The 12,683-nt window shown below is 74.6% G+C and carries 15 protein-coding genes; 6 read left to right on the plus strand and 9 right to left on the minus strand.

Features of this window, described 5'->3' with window-relative positions; all coding sequences use genetic code 11:
• Positions 1-4: 4 nt before the first annotated feature.
• A complete protein-coding gene (locus JKP75_RS04320; protein ID WP_200492481.1) occupies positions 5-568 on the plus strand; it encodes a gluconokinase in 564 nt (187 codons plus the stop codon).
• The gene (locus tag JKP75_RS04325) at positions 565-2,049 is read left to right on the plus strand and encodes a GntP family permease (protein WP_200492793.1); all 1,485 of its coding nucleotides are present in this window, start codon (positions 565-567) and stop codon (positions 2,047-2,049) included. The genes JKP75_RS04320 and JKP75_RS04325 overlap by 4 nt, the downstream gene beginning before the upstream one ends.
• 6 nt (positions 2,050-2,055) lie before the next feature.
• Here the strand turns inward: JKP75_RS04325 and JKP75_RS04330 are convergent, their stop codons facing one another.
• From JKP75_RS04330 to JKP75_RS04345, 4 genes are all read right to left on the minus strand, one after another.
• Complete coding sequence (locus JKP75_RS04330) at positions 2,056-2,373, minus strand: flagellar FlbD family protein (RefSeq protein ID WP_200492480.1); 318 nt, start codon at positions 2,371-2,373, stop codon at positions 2,056-2,058.
• 118 nt (positions 2,374-2,491) lie between these two features.
• Positions 2,492-3,796 (minus strand): hypothetical protein, encoded by a 1,305-nt coding sequence (locus tag JKP75_RS04335; protein ID WP_200492476.1) that lies wholly within the window; start codon positions 3,794-3,796, stop codon positions 2,492-2,494.
• A 4-nt stretch (positions 3,797-3,800) separates the two neighbouring features.
• Positions 3,801-4,247, minus strand: a complete 447-nt coding sequence (locus tag JKP75_RS04340; RefSeq protein ID WP_309229500.1) for a hypothetical protein — start codon at positions 4,245-4,247, stop codon at positions 3,801-3,803.
• 38 nt (positions 4,248-4,285) lie between these two features.
• Entirely contained in the window at positions 4,286-6,121 is a 1,836-nt protein-coding gene (locus JKP75_RS04345) for a hypothetical protein (RefSeq protein ID WP_200492794.1), read from the minus strand.
• A 111-nt stretch (positions 6,122-6,232) separates the two neighbouring features.
• Between JKP75_RS04345 and JKP75_RS04350 the strand changes: the two genes are divergently transcribed.
• Positions 6,233-6,997, plus strand: coding sequence for a MerR family transcriptional regulator (locus JKP75_RS04350; protein WP_200492472.1), 765 nt, complete (start codon positions 6,233-6,235; stop codon positions 6,995-6,997).
• On the opposite strand, the gene JKP75_RS04355 is transcribed toward JKP75_RS04350, so the two are convergent.
• Positions 6,975-7,220 carry a hypothetical protein gene (locus tag JKP75_RS04355; RefSeq protein ID WP_200492470.1) on the minus strand — a complete coding sequence of 82 codons (246 nt, stop codon included), beginning with the start codon at positions 7,218-7,220 and terminating at the stop codon, positions 6,975-6,977. The genes JKP75_RS04350 and JKP75_RS04355 overlap by 23 nt on opposite strands.
• Before the next feature lie 46 nt (positions 7,221-7,266).
• A complete protein-coding gene (locus JKP75_RS04360; protein WP_200492469.1) occupies positions 7,267-8,202 on the minus strand; it encodes a siderophore-interacting protein in 936 nt (311 codons plus the stop codon).
• A 144-nt stretch (positions 8,203-8,346) separates the two neighbouring features.
• On the opposite strand from JKP75_RS04360, the gene JKP75_RS04365 reads away from it, so the two are divergent.
• On the plus strand, positions 8,347-9,303 hold the full coding sequence (locus tag JKP75_RS04365; protein ID WP_200492467.1) for an ABC transporter substrate-binding protein: 957 nt from the start codon (positions 8,347-8,349) through the stop codon (positions 9,301-9,303).
• Between the two features lie 66 nt (positions 9,304-9,369).
• Here JKP75_RS04365 and bfr read toward each other — a convergent pair whose 3' ends face one another.
• Positions 9,370-9,852 (minus strand): bacterioferritin, encoded by a 483-nt coding sequence (gene bfr, locus JKP75_RS04370; RefSeq protein ID WP_200492465.1) that lies wholly within the window; start codon positions 9,850-9,852, stop codon positions 9,370-9,372.
• Positions 9,839-10,045 carry a bacterioferritin-associated ferredoxin gene (locus tag JKP75_RS04375; RefSeq protein ID WP_242472376.1) on the minus strand — a complete coding sequence of 69 codons (207 nt, stop codon included), beginning with the start codon at positions 10,043-10,045 and terminating at the stop codon, positions 9,839-9,841. Before JKP75_RS04375 ends, bfr begins: the two co-directional genes overlap by 14 nt.
• A 140-nt stretch (positions 10,046-10,185) precedes the next feature.
• On the opposite strand from JKP75_RS04375, the gene JKP75_RS04380 reads away from it, so the two are divergent.
• Positions 10,186-10,968, plus strand: a complete 783-nt coding sequence (locus JKP75_RS04380) for an isocitrate lyase/phosphoenolpyruvate mutase family protein (protein ID WP_200492460.1) — start codon at positions 10,186-10,188, stop codon at positions 10,966-10,968.
• A gap of 16 nt (positions 10,969-10,984) precedes the next feature.
• Here JKP75_RS04380 and JKP75_RS04385 read toward each other — a convergent pair whose 3' ends face one another.
• The gene (locus JKP75_RS04385; RefSeq protein WP_200492459.1) at positions 10,985-11,719 is read right to left on the minus strand and encodes a histidinol-phosphatase; all 735 of its coding nucleotides are present in this window, start codon (positions 11,717-11,719) and stop codon (positions 10,985-10,987) included.
• Between the two features lie 229 nt (positions 11,720-11,948).
• On the opposite strand from JKP75_RS04385, the gene JKP75_RS22475 reads away from it, so the two are divergent.
• Positions 11,949-12,656, plus strand: coding sequence for a response regulator transcription factor (locus JKP75_RS22475; RefSeq protein WP_200492458.1), 708 nt, complete (start codon positions 11,949-11,951; stop codon positions 12,654-12,656).
• The last annotated feature ends 27 nt before the right edge of the window (positions 12,657-12,683 follow it).

Consider the following 12,683-nt stretch of genomic DNA (forward strand, 5'->3'; position numbering starts at 1 on the left):
CTGCATGCAGGCCGACGGCTCGTTCCCGCCCACCACCGTCGTCGTCATGGGGGTGTCCGGTTCAGGGAAGACGACCGTCGCCGAACGCCTCGCCGAGCGGCTGGACTGGGAGTTCGCCGAGGGCGACGACTTCCACCCCCGTGCCAACGTCGAGAAGATGGCCGCGGGCCACCCGCTGGACGACGACGACCGCTGGCCGTGGCTGCGCACCATCGGCGGGTGGATCGACCAGCGGGAGGCGACCGGTCGCTCCGTCGTCGTCACCTGCTCGGCGCTCAAGCGCAGCTACCGCGACCTGCTGCGCGAGGGCCGCCCCTCGGTCTGGTTCGCCCACGTGACCGCCGACGCCGAGGTCATCCGCGAGCGGATGGAGCAGCGCGCCGGCCACTACATGCCGGCCTCGCTGCTGGACAGCCAACTGGCCACCCTCCAGCCGCTCGAGCCCGACGAGGCCGGCGCGGAGATCTCCGGCGCCGGCCCGCCCGACGCGGTGGTCGACGACCTCGTGGCCGCGCTCGGCGACCGCGCACCCCGTTCCGCCCACGGGAGCCCGGAGGCCTCGTCATGACCCTGCTCGCCGCGGACGCCATCGAGGTCGACAGCAGCGACACCCAGCTGGTCGTCGCTGCGCTGCTCGGCATCGCCGCCGTCGTCGTGCTGATCACCTGGCTCAAGGTGCACCCGTTCCTGGCGCTGGTCCTCGGGGCGGCGGTGCTCGGGACCGTCGGGGGGCTGGCCGCCGCGGACACCGTCACCAGCTTCCAGGGCGGCGTCGGGGCGACCGTGGGCAGCGTCGGGCTGCTCATCGCCCTCGGCGCGATGATCGGCGGGCTGCTCGCGGAGAGCGGGGGAGCGGACCGGATCGTGTCGGCCTTCGTCGACCACGTGTCGGCGCACCGGCTGCCCTGGGCCATGGGCGGGGTCGCCGCGCTCGTCGGCATCCCGCTGTTCTTCGAGGTCGGCGTCGTCCTGCTGGTGCCGATCGTGCTGCTCGTCGCGCGGCGCACGCACCTGCCGGTGCTGCTCGTCGGCATCCCCGCGCTGGCCGGCCTCTCCGTGCTGCACGGGCTGGTGCCGCCGCACCCCGGGCCGCTGGTCGCGATCGACGCGCTCGGCGCGGACCTCGGCCGCACCCTGCTCCTCGGGCTGATCGTGTCGATCCCGTGCGTGATCCTGGCCGGACCGGTGTTCGGCACCTGGATCAGCCGGCGGATCGACCTGCCGATCCCCGGCACGGCCGGCGGTCCGGGCGGGACCGGGCGGGCCGCGGACGACGACGGCGGTACCGGGCCGGGCCGCGTCGCCGCCGACCTGGCCGACCCGGTCGAGGGCGAGCAGCGGGCGGCGGTGGCCACCAGCTCCGGGACCGCGACGCCGGTCCGCCGGCCGCGGCTGGTCGCCGCGATCGTCACGGTGCTGCTGCCGGTGGGGCTCATGCTGCTGCGCGCGATCGGCGAGCTGGTCCTCGACGAGGACAGCGCGGTGCGCTCGGTCCTCGACGTCGCCGGGACCCCGGTCGTCGCGCTGATGGCCGGCGTCATCCTGGCGATGTTCACCCTCGGCACCGCGGTCGGGTTCGGCCGCGAGCGGATCTCCTCGATCGTCGGGGGCTCGCTGCCCGGCATCGCCGGGATCCTGCTCATCGTGGCGGCCGGCGGTGGCTTCAAGCAGGTGCTGGTGGACGCCGGCGTCGGCGACCTGGTCGGCCGGGCGGCCGAGGACCTGTCGATCAACGTCCTCGTGCTGGGCTGGCTGGTGGCCGTCGGCATCCGGCTGGCCACGGGCTCGGCGACGGTCGCCACGATCACCGCCGCCGGCATCGTCGCGCCCCTGGCGGCCGAGCAGAGCTCCTCGACCGTGGCGCTGCTCGCGCTGGCGATCGGCGCCGGCTCGCTGTTCTTCTCGCACGTCAACGACGCCGGGTTCTGGCTGGTGAAGGAGTACTTCGGGATGACCGTCGGCCAGACCATCAAGAGCTGGTCGGTGATGGAGACGATCATCTCCGTGGTCGGCCTGCTGGGAGTGCTGGCGCTCTCCGTCGTCGTCTAGCGGAGGTCAGGCGTCGGGGTCGGGACGGCGGTCGGCGGGGGAGCCGGGGGAGTCGTCGATGCGGACGCGCGCCCGGCGCTCCACCCGCAGGGTGGCGGCGGAGTCGGCGAGCACGGCGGTGCCGCCGGACAGCCGCTTCTGCACGACGAGCAGTTCGGCGTGCGAGTCGCGGACGGCCCGCAGCAGCTCGTCGAGTCCGGTGCCGAGCACGTAGGTGCGGCCGCCGACCATGTGCAGGACGGTATCGGGCAGGGTCTCGACCCGCTCGATCTCACGGGGGTCGATGGTGAAGTGCTCGCCGTTGCGACAGGTCACTGCGATCACGGGGGCGGTCCCTCCGCTGCGTCGGGGCGTGCGCCCCGGTGGTGCCGGACTCGGCTCTCTCAGCATCGGCACGCGGTGGGCGGAGCTGTAGCCCACGGTCCCGGCTGAGAGGTTGTGCTCAGAACCCGAAGAGCAGCCCCAGCCCGCCCAGGGTGAAGACCACCATCACCAGCACGAGCGGCAGCTGGTCGGACGCGCGGGCGCGGCGGGCCGACAGCAGCGCCCGCTCGTGGGCCAGCACCACGCCGACGACGTGGCCGGTGATGATGGCCCCGACCTGCACCAGCGCGATGAGGTCGGCGCTGACCGCGGTGAGGTCCACCCGGTTGCCGTAGGTGCCGAACAGGTCCACGCCGTCGGCACCGAACGGGTTGCTGAGGAGGATCCAGGTCGTCTGCCCGTCGAGCATCAGCAGGCTGAAGTAGTGCGCCACGGTGTAGCCCAGCGCGATCGGGATCACCGTCGCCGCGTACCGCGCCGGCTGGATCCGCTCCTCCTGGCCGGCCAGCCGGCCCGACAGCCGGGTGCCGACGACGTACAGCCCGGAGACCAGCGCGATCGACGCCAGCAGGCCGACCGTGCCGGAGAACCAGTCGTTCGCCGCCCCCGGGCCGGTCTGCCACCACGTCGTCCGGGTCAGCCCGTCGAACGCCGTCGAGCCCAGCAGCACCATGACCAGCGCGCCGAGCCCGGGCTGCGCGGGGGTGGCCAGCGCGCCGGCCAGCGGGTTGCGCAGGACGAGGCGGCCGTCGCTTCGCCGTCCCCAGGGGGAGAGCCGGGCGATCAGGGTGGAGTAGGCCTCGAAGCCGTCGCCGGCGGCGAACCAGCCCTCCCCGAACCACAGCGCCAGGCCCAGCTGCACGACGGCGTAGGCGAGCAGGAAGACCGCGACGGTGAGCGGCTCGGAGCGGTCGGGGTACACCAGCTCCAGCCACACGAAGACCAGCAGCGCGCCGGCCGCGGGCCACAGCCCCAGCGCCGGCAGCCGCGCCGCGCCCGGGGCGTCGGGCCCCCAGCGCCGCAGCAGCCGGTGCAGCAGGCGCAACGGGTTGGCCACCCGCCACACCGGGCCGAGCAGCAGGCTCGCGGGGACCAGACCCACCCAGAAGGTCACGAACAGCACCCACGGGCCGAGGTTGCGCGAGGTCTCCTCCGGCCCGGCCAGGGCGGCGACCACGACGAACGCGGCGAGCAGCAGCGCCACCAGCTGCAGCGCGCGGCGCACGCCCCCGGCGTCGAGGGTGCGCTGCAGCCCCGCCGGCACCGGGCGGCCGGAGTCCGGGCCGCCCAGGTGCGGGGTGCGCCAGAACAGCAGCAGGACGGCGAAGCTGGCGAGGATCGCCGCGCCCGCGCCGTACAGGGCGAACCCGATCGGGATGGGCAGGTCGGTGCGCGACCCCACCCCGTGGGCCAGCAGCGTCATCGGGTCAGGAGACCTGCAGGGTCAGCAGGACGGTGCCCGCGTCGTGCAGCTCGACCTCGAAGACGCCGGGGATGGTCGCGTCGAAGGTGAGCTGGGCCGGCGTCCCGGGCTGCAGGTCGGCGGTCAGGTCGTAGCCGTGCACGTGCGCCTCGTCGGCGACGTCGCTGGTGATGACGAGGGTGACCTGCTCGCCGACGGGCACCGGCACCCGGCCGGTGTCGCCGCTGAGCTGCCCGCCGGCGACCGTGACCTCCAGGCGCTGACCGGGCTCCTGCGCCGGCTCCGCCGTCGGCTCCGGGTCCCCGGCCGCCGTCGCGCTCGACGACGTCGGGCTGGTCGTCGTGTCGGACGCCGTCCCCTCGTCGGTGCCTGCGCAGCCGGTGAGCGGGAGGGCGAGGGCGAGGGCGGACGCCGCGAGGGCGCGGGGCAGCCGGGCAGGACGGATCGTCACGAGCGGGGGTCTCCGATGCGCGGGGGAGGGGCGGGCGGTCAGACGGCCGGGGTGGACGCGCGCGGCGCGTCGGCCGGCTCGTCCGCGGGGGCGTCCGGGAAGGGCTCGCGGGCCCCCGCCCGGCGGGAGTAGCGCGCCACGCCCCAGGCCATCGCGGCGATGATCGCCAGGGTGCAGACGAGCACGACCAGGTTGGCGACCAGCCAGACGCCGCCACCGCCGTCCTTCAGCTCGCGCTGCAGGATGTCGATCTCCGGGACCGCCGCGCGGGTCATGCCGTCCTCGGCCGCGATCTCGCCCTCGCCGATGGCCTCGTCGGCCGGCAGGTAGATGGGGAAGGCGGTCAGGACGCGGCCGTCGTGCACCCGCAGCAGGGTCTTCCAGGTGCCGTGCAGCGGGATCGGCTCGGTGGTCCGGTACTCGCCCTCGCCGGTGCGCTCCAGGGCGTTGACGACGAGGCCGTCGCCCTGCCACGCGGTGATCTGCACCCACGCCGGGTCGTCGACGAAGTCGGCGGGGTCCAGCCGGACGGTGATGTCGGCGGTGCGCGGGTCGGACTGCACGTCGGTGATGCCGAAGGTGGCCTCGACGTCGTCGGGGACGGTCGCGACCAGACCGTTGGCCACGCACGCGGCCAGCGCGACGAGGCCGGCCAGCACGATCGAGCGCGCCACGGCCGGGCGGGGGAGCTGGCGGCGCAGGCCCAGCGCGAGCAGTGCGCCCAGCAGACCGCCGGCGACGCCGCCGACGACCGCCATGAGGGTGCCCTCGACCAGGATGTCGCCGTTCCACGACAGCGTCTGCACCACGTGCGTCCAGCCGGCCTCGGTCGCGTGGCCGATGGTGCCGATGCCGACCCCGGCGACCGCGCCGAACAGGACCGGCCGGCGGGCGGGGGAGAGGCCGAGGGCGAGCAGCTCGACGACGACCGCCGAGCCCAGGTACAGCGGGAAGGTCGGCGTGATCTCGTCGAAGCCACCGCCCACGACCAGCGCGATCCCGCTGCGGATGACGAGGAAGAACGCGGCGGCGGCCAGCGCCCCGCCGCGGCCCATGAACAGCCGCGCGGTGACCAGGGCGATGCCCGCGGCACCGGCGATCATGAACGGCTCGAGCACCAGCCGGAACTGCGGGACGTCGAAGTCGTACTCGCCCTGGAACACCGACATGCCCAGCAGCAGCCCGCCGGTGGCCGCGGCCTGGCGGATGAAGCGGGCGGTGCGCCCGGCCTTCACGTCGCCGTCGTCGGTCGAGAGCGTGCCGTGCCCCTCCTGCTCCAGGACGAGCAGACCCACGATGGACAGGCCGGCGCCGCCGATGAGCATCAGGTGCGTCGGGCCCCAGAGCGTGACGTCCTGGCCGAAGAGGCGGTGCCAGACGTCGTCGAGGGGGAAGCCCAGCAGGGCGTAGAAGCCGGCGACGGTGATGAGGATGCCGCCGACCGGGACGTCCCAGCCGCGGACGAACCGGACCGCGGCCGGGCCGGGCTTCTCGTCCAAAGGCATGGCACAGGCCAGGACGCCGCCGGCGAAGACGCCGAACAGGCCGAAGAGGATGAGGAAGTGCGCGGGGTTGGCCAGCGGTCCCTCGTCGCGGCCCACGCCGATGTGCAGGGCGATGTCCCAGAGCATGCCCAGCAGCGCCACGAGCAGCGAGATCGTGGTGAGGATGGTCGGGAGTGCCACCCAGGCCGGCACCCCGGTGGCCGCGCCCAGCTTGTTCCCGACCGTGGTCAGGACCGTCGAGCGGCGGGTGCGGTGCAGCCACACCAGGCCCAGGAGGACGGCGGTCAGCGCCGCCCCGATGCCGGTGGCGAGGGCGACCTCGCCGAGCGCGGCACCTCCGGCGGGACGTGTCTCAGCGGCGAGCAGCACGCAAACCCCCTCAATCGGTGTAGCGCTCATGAGACATCCACACCGTGACATCGGCAACTGATACATAGAACGAGCGGTTTACCGTGGGGTTGCGCAGGTGAGGAGGTGGGCGTGGTCACCCAGGTCGGGAGTTCGCCGGACGGCGACGACGGCGAGCTGACCGTCGACCAGCTCGCCGCGCGCGCCGGCGTCACCGTGCGCAACCTGCGTGCCTACGCCGCCCGGGGCCTGCTGCCGCCGCCGCGCATGGTCGGCCGCACCGGGTACTACGGCCGCGAGCACGTCGCCCGGCTGCTGCTCGTGCGCGAGATGCTGGCCGAGGGCTACACGCTGGCGATGATCGAGCGGACGCTGAGCTCGGCACCGCCGAGCGGCAGCTCGGCCACGCTGGCCCTGCACCGGGCGCTGCTCGCGCCGTGGCTGCCGCCGGAGCCGGAGGTCACCACCGGCGCCGACCTGGCCGCACGGGCCGGCGTGCCGCCGAGCCCGGCCGTCGTCGACAGCCTGGTCGGGCTCGGCCTGGTCGAGCGGATCGACGACGAGCGGCTCCGGGTGCTCGATCCCGCGCTGCTCACCGCCGGCATCCAGGTGCTCGCCCTGGGCGTGCCGATCGAGGCGCTCATCGACGCGCAGGCGCGGGTGACCGAGCACGTGCGGGAGATCGCCCGCACCTACGTGGGCATGTTCGTCGAGACCCGGTGGCAGGCCTGGGTGGAGGCCGGGGCCCCGCGGGACCAGGTCGAGGAGATCCGCGCGACCGTCGCCCGGCTCCAGCCGGTGGCGGCACAGGCGCTGCTGGCGGCGTTCCGCACCGAGATGGCCGGCACCGTCCAGGAGGCGGTGGAGACCGCGCTCAGCCGGCTGGCGGAGGAGTAGGCCGCCCGGCGCTCCGGCGGTCGCCGTCCGCCGGGTCGCCCAGCGACTCGTGCCTGCGGGCCTCCTCGGCGGCGTCCGCCTCGGCCTCCTGGGCCGCGAGCCGGCGGTCGCGCACGACGGCACCGACCACGAGGGCCACGAGGATCGCCGCGGGGACGAAGAAGCCGAGCGTGCCGATGACCGCCAGGCCGTCGGTCGCCAGCACATCCAGGGCAGCGCTCACCCGTCCATGTGACACCGGTTGCTGTCAGGGTGTCAAACGGAGGCGGTCAGTCGCTGGTGCGGCCCTCGCGCCAGTAGCCCATGAAGGCGACCGAGCGGCGGTCGACGCCGACGGTCTGCACCAGGTGACGGCGCAGCGCCTTCACCACGCCCGCCTCGCCGGCCAGCCACGCGTAGACCCCGGACGAGCCGGCGGGGGCCGTCAGCTCGGTCGGCACCTCCCAGAGGATGCCGCTGTCGACGTCGACGTCCTCGAGCGCCACGGCGGGGGAGGGGGCGAGGTCGTCGGCGAGGTCGGCCACCGCGTCCGCGACCGCCGCGGTGAGCAGCGCCCCACGGGGTGCGGGGGCGCCGGCACCGGTGGCGCGGGGCAGCCAGGTGACCTCGACGCCGTCGGGGGCGGCGACGTTCAGGGCGTCCCCGGCCTCGGGCACCTCGAGCAGGACGCGGGCGCGCTGCCCGGCGGGCAGGGACTCCACGATCGCGCAGATCGCCGGCACCGCGGTCTCGTCACCCGCCACGAGCAGGCAGGACGCATCGACCGGCGGGTGCCACTCGAAGCCGCCGGTCGGGCCGGGGAAGCGGGCGTTGGGGCCGATGAGCACGACCTCGTCGCCGGGGGCCGCGGACTCGGCCCAGGCCGACGCGGGGCCGGTCGCGCCGTGCAGCACGAAGTCGACGTCGATCTCGCGCAGCTCGGGGCGCAGGGCGCGGATCGTGTAGGTGCGCAGCGGCATCCGCCGGTCCTCCGGCTGCGCGCGCCAGGCGCCGTACCAGTCGGGGTCGGCCGGGCAGTCGTCGATGCCGCGGCCGGGCAGCGGCAGCATGACCTTGATCCGCTGGTCGTAGCCGTTGGTGCTGAACTCGTCGAGGTCGGCGCCGGTGAAGGTCACGCGCAGGAAGGTCGGGCTCAGCCGCACGAGGCGGGCCACCTGCACGGCGAAGGGCCGGTACACCGGGATCTGCACTGTCTCGACGGTCATGCGGTCCTCTCCCGGTGCGGGCAGGTGGGGCGGTGCGGAGATTAGGCTAGCCTCACCTGGCTTCGCTCCGGAGTCTTGCACACGCGGGCGGAGCGATCCAGAGGCACGCGCGATCGATGTGCGTGCGCATCCACGAGGAGAACCATGAGACGCCCCGCCCTGTCCGCGACCGGAGCCGTCCTGGCCGTCGCCCTGCTGCTCACCGGCTGCGGGAGCGACGACGAGCCGGACGCCGGCACCGCCACCGGCACGACCGAGGACGACGCCTTCCCGCGGACCGTCGAGCACGCGATGGGCAGCACCGAGATCCCCGAGCGGCCCGAGCGCGTCGTCGTCCTCGACACCGGCGAGCTGGACTCGGCGCTCTCGCTCGGCGTCACGCCGGTCGGCGCCGTCACCACCGCGGTCTCCGACGGCTTCCTGAGCTACCTGGCCGACGACGCCGAGGGCGTCGAGGTGGTCGGCACCATCGCCGAGCCCGACCTCGAGGCGATCGCCGCAGCCGAGCCGGACCTCATCCTGTCCAACAAGGTGCGCCACGAGGCGCTCTACGACCAGCTCTCGCAGATCGCCCCGACCGTCTTCGCCGAGGAGGTCGGTGTCGTCTGGAAGGAGAACTTCGAGCTCGCCGCCGAGGCGCTCGGGCTCGAGGACGAGGCCGCCGACGTGCTCGACGAGTACCGCGCCGAGGCCGCGGCGCTGGGCGACGCGGTCGGCGAACCGGCGCCGACCATCGGCGCCGTGCGCTTCGTCGGCGGGGGCGCGATCCGCGTCTACACGCCCGAGTCGTTCCTCGGGTCGGTGCTGGCGGACGCGGGTCTCGGACTGCTGGCGCTGCCGACCGAGCGCACGCCCACCTTCGCCGAGGTCAGCCCCGAGCTGATCACCTCGGTGGACGCCGACGTCGTCCTGCACTCCTCCTACGGCGCCCCGGACGAGTCCGGCGAGGCCGACGTGGTCGCCGGGCCGCTGTGGCCGCTGCTGCCCGCCGTCGCCGCGGACCGGGCCCACGCCGTCGACGACGACGTGTTCTTCACCGGCATCGGGCTGACCGCCGCGCGGCTCCAGCTGGAGCGGCTCACCGAGCTGCTCGCCGGCTGAACCACCTCGAACGGCACGAGGGCCGCTCCCCGGATCGGGGAGCGGCCCTCTGCGCGTGCGGTGCCGCTAGGGCGTCTCGGTGGAGATCTGCGCGGCCAGGTACTGGGCCGCGCCGACCCGCTCGATGGCGCCGAGCTGGGCCTCGAACCAGTCGGCGTGCTTCTCCTCGTCGCGCACCATCTCCTCGAAGACGGCGGCGGTGCCGTGGTCGCCGAGCTCGTGGCACTCCTTGGCCGAGGCGTTGAACTGGGCCACGGCGGCCTTCTCGCTGTCGAGGGCCAGGACGAGCATCTCCTCGGCGGTCTCGCCGACCCGGATCGACCCGAGGCGCTGCAGGTTCGGGTGGCCGTCGAACAGCAGGACGCGCTGGATGAGGTCGTCGGCGTCGCGCATCTCGTCGATGGACAGGTCGTAGAAGACCTTGCCCAGCTTCGGGAGGCCCCAGGCGTCCAGCATGCGGGCGTTGAGGAAGTACGTGTTGGTGACGGTGAGCTCGAAGGTCAACGCATCGTTGAGCAGTTCGACCACTCGGGGACTAACGGGTTGCACCTGCGGCTCCCAGCTGTCGCTCGGTCATGACCGGGCAATGCTGGCACACGAGTTCGCGCATGGTGTCCACGCAGCCGCCGCACGTGCGGCCGGCCCCGGTGTCCCGGGCGACGTCGGCGATGCAGCGGGCGCCGTTGGCGATGGACTCGATGATGTCGCGGTCGCTCACCACGTTGCAGTGGCACACGTACATGCGCGGGTTCGGCCTATCCGGGAGGCGGCGGGGATCGTTGCCGCGACCGGGGTCGGGCACTGTGGCGCAGGTTAGCCTTACCTGACCGGCCTGCGCCAGTGCCGCTGGTCAGGGCGGCGCGCGCTGGCTAGGTTCGGCCCGTGCCCGACCTCGCCGCCCGCGCCCGCGCCCTGCTGGAGCTGCACACCGCCCCCGAGGTGCTCGTCCTCGCCAACGTGTGGGACGTCGTCTCGGCGCGGGTGGTCGCCGGAACCGACGGCATCCGCGCGCTGGCCACCGCCAGCCACTCGATCGCGGCCACCTTCGGCTACGAGGACGGCGAGCGGATCCCGCTGGACCTGCACCTGGACATGGTCGCCCGCATCGCCGCGGCCGTGGACCTGCCGGTCTCCATGGACATGGAGGCCGGCTACGGCGACGCCGGTGAGACCGCCCGTCGGGCCATCGCCGCGGGCGTGGTCGGCGGCAACCTCGAGGACGCGATGCGGCCGCTGGACGAGGCCGTGGCCGCGGTCGAGGCGGTGCTGGCCGCCGGCCGCGACGCGGGGATCGGGTTCGTCCTCAACGCCCGCACCGACGCCGTCCTGCGGGCGGCCGCCGGGGCCGACCGCAGGGAGGTGCTCACCGAGGCGGTGCGCCGCGGGCGGGCCTACCTCGCGGCCGGGGCGCCGTGCGTGTTCGTCCCCGGCGTCGTCGCCCACGAGGAGATCGCCGTGCTGGCCGAGGCGTTCGGGCCCGGCCGGCTGAGCGTCATCGCCGTCCCCGGCCGGTCGCCGTCGGTGCGCGAGCTGCAGGAGCTCGGCGTCGCCCGCGTCTCCGCCGGGCCGAACACCCAGCGGGTGGCGCTCACCGCGCTGCAGGACGCGACCGCCGCGCTGGTGGCCGGTGGCGAGCTGCCACCGACGACGCGGACGCTCACCTAGCGAGGCGCCGCGACGGTCACCGGACGCCGAGCAGGTGCCGGGCCGCGGCGGCGTGGGCGACCCAGGAGTAGCGACCCACGGTCGCGGCCTCGGTGCTGCTGGTGCCGCCGACCAGGGTCACGCCGGCGGCGGCGAGGTGCAGCACCACGCGGGGGCCGGGGCAGCGCCACTTCTCGTTGACCTCGACCGTCGTCCCGGTGCGGAGGGCCGCGGCGGCGATCGCGGCGAGGTGGTCGTCGGTCAACGCGCTCTCGTGCAGCCCGATCCGCGGCAGCAGCGAGAACAGGTGCGCTAGCTGGGGGCGGTCCACCGTCGACATCGCCCGGACGGTGGCGGTCACGAGGACGTCGAGCACGTCCTGCGGGTGCAGCCCCCGCTCGATCTCGGCCACGGTCCGGGCCGGGCTCCACGGGCCGTCGGGCCCGGGGAACCGGTGGGCGGCGATGAGCACGCGGTCCACCCCACCGGCGCCGGCGACGAGGTCGGCGGGGACGTCGAGCCGGCCGGAGGCGTCGAGGATCGTGGCCTCCACGCCGGTGAGCACCTCCAGGCCGGGGATCCGCGGCAGGGCGGCGACCCGGGCCAGGAAGTCCGGCACCTGCGTGCTCGAGGTGTGGACGGGGTCGACCAGGCGGATGCTCTCGAGCCCGGCCCGGCGGGCGGCGGCCACGGAGGCCCAGGTGCTGCCCGCGGCGCCGCCGGACCCCGTGCAGTGCACGTGGTGGTCGGTGCGGACCAGTTCGACGGTCATCGTGCCTCTCCGGGTGCGCCGTGTGCTGCGACCACGACGGCCGCGCCCTCCACCTCGCAACGGCCGGGCCGGGGGTGGAGCTGAGGAGGCGGTGGTCGCCCCCCACCCCTCCGGGGGAGTGGACGTCGGGAAGCGGGGCCGGGCTCAAGCAACCCGGCGCGCCCGCCGATCACAGGGGCGGGAAGCGGACCGCCGGGTCCGCGAGATCGTCATCGGAGGGAGGTCGGTCGTGACCGGGTCATCCGTGCTCGTCGTCGAGGACACCGAGGAGATCCGCGAGCTGGTCCGCACCGTCCTGGAGCGCGCCGGGCTGCGGGTGCGCGCAGTCGGCAGCGGGGCCGAGTGCCTGGCCGAGGTGCGCCGCGAGGCGCCCGACCTCATCGTGCTCGACCTCGGGCTGCCCGACACCGACGGGACCGAGGTGTGCCGGCAGATCCGCGCCGAGACCGCCTGCTACGTCCTCATGCTCACCGCCCGCGCCGAGGAGGTCGACCTGCTCATCGGGCTGGCCGTCGGCGCCGACGGGTACATGGCCAAGCCGTTCTCCCCGCGCGAGCTGACCGCCCGCGTCCAGGCGATGCTGCGCTTCCCGCGCACCGCGCCCGCGCCCGAGGTGGCGGCCCCGGCCGAGGAGTCGGTCCGACGGCTCGCCGAGCTCGAGCTGGACGAGGAGACCCGCGAGGTGCGCGTCGACGGCGCCGTCGTCGACCTGACCCGCACCGAGTTCGATCTGCTGGCCGCGCTGGCCTCCCGGCCGGGCCGGGTGCTGCAGCGCGAGACGCTGCTCCGCGAGGTCTGGCAGACCGACTGGGAGGGCAACCTGCGCCTGGTCGAGGCGCACATGTCCAACCTGCGCCGCAAGCTCGTCGCCGCCGGCCTCAACTCACCGGAGATCCGCACCGTCCGCGGCGTCGGCTACCGCCTCGTCGCCGCCTGACCCAGACCCCCTAGGGGCAGAAATGGC

Origin of the sequence: Blastococcus sp. TML/M2B (genome assembly GCF_016612865.1) — a bacterium.
Taxonomy (GTDB): Bacteria; Actinomycetota; Actinomycetes; order Mycobacteriales; family Geodermatophilaceae; genus Blastococcus.

Bases quoted from the DNA above. Each gene is read 5' to 3' on its own strand.
- JKP75_RS04335 (WP_200492476.1), bottom strand. From the start codon at position 3,796: ATGACGCTGCTGGCCCACGGGGTGGGGTCGCGCACCGACCTGCCCATC.
- JKP75_RS04365 (WP_200492467.1), top strand. From the start codon at position 8,347: ATGAGACGCCCCGCCCTGTCCGCGACCGGAGCCGTCCTGGCCGTCGCC.
- JKP75_RS04325 (WP_200492793.1), top strand. From the start codon at position 565: ATGACCCTGCTCGCCGCGGACGCCATCGAGGTCGACAGCAGCGACACC.
- JKP75_RS04360 (WP_200492469.1), bottom strand. From the start codon at position 8,202: ATGACCGTCGAGACAGTGCAGATCCCGGTGTACCGGCCCTTCGCCGTG.
- JKP75_RS04375 (WP_242472376.1), bottom strand. From the start codon at position 10,045: ATGTACGTGTGCCACTGCAACGTGGTGAGCGACCGCGACATCATCGAG.
- JKP75_RS04385 (WP_200492459.1), bottom strand. From the start codon at position 11,719: ATGACCGTCGAACTGGTCCGCACCGACCACCACGTGCACTGCACGGGG.
- JKP75_RS04320 (WP_200492481.1), top strand. From the start codon at position 5: ATGCAGGCCGACGGCTCGTTCCCGCCCACCACCGTCGTCGTCATGGGG.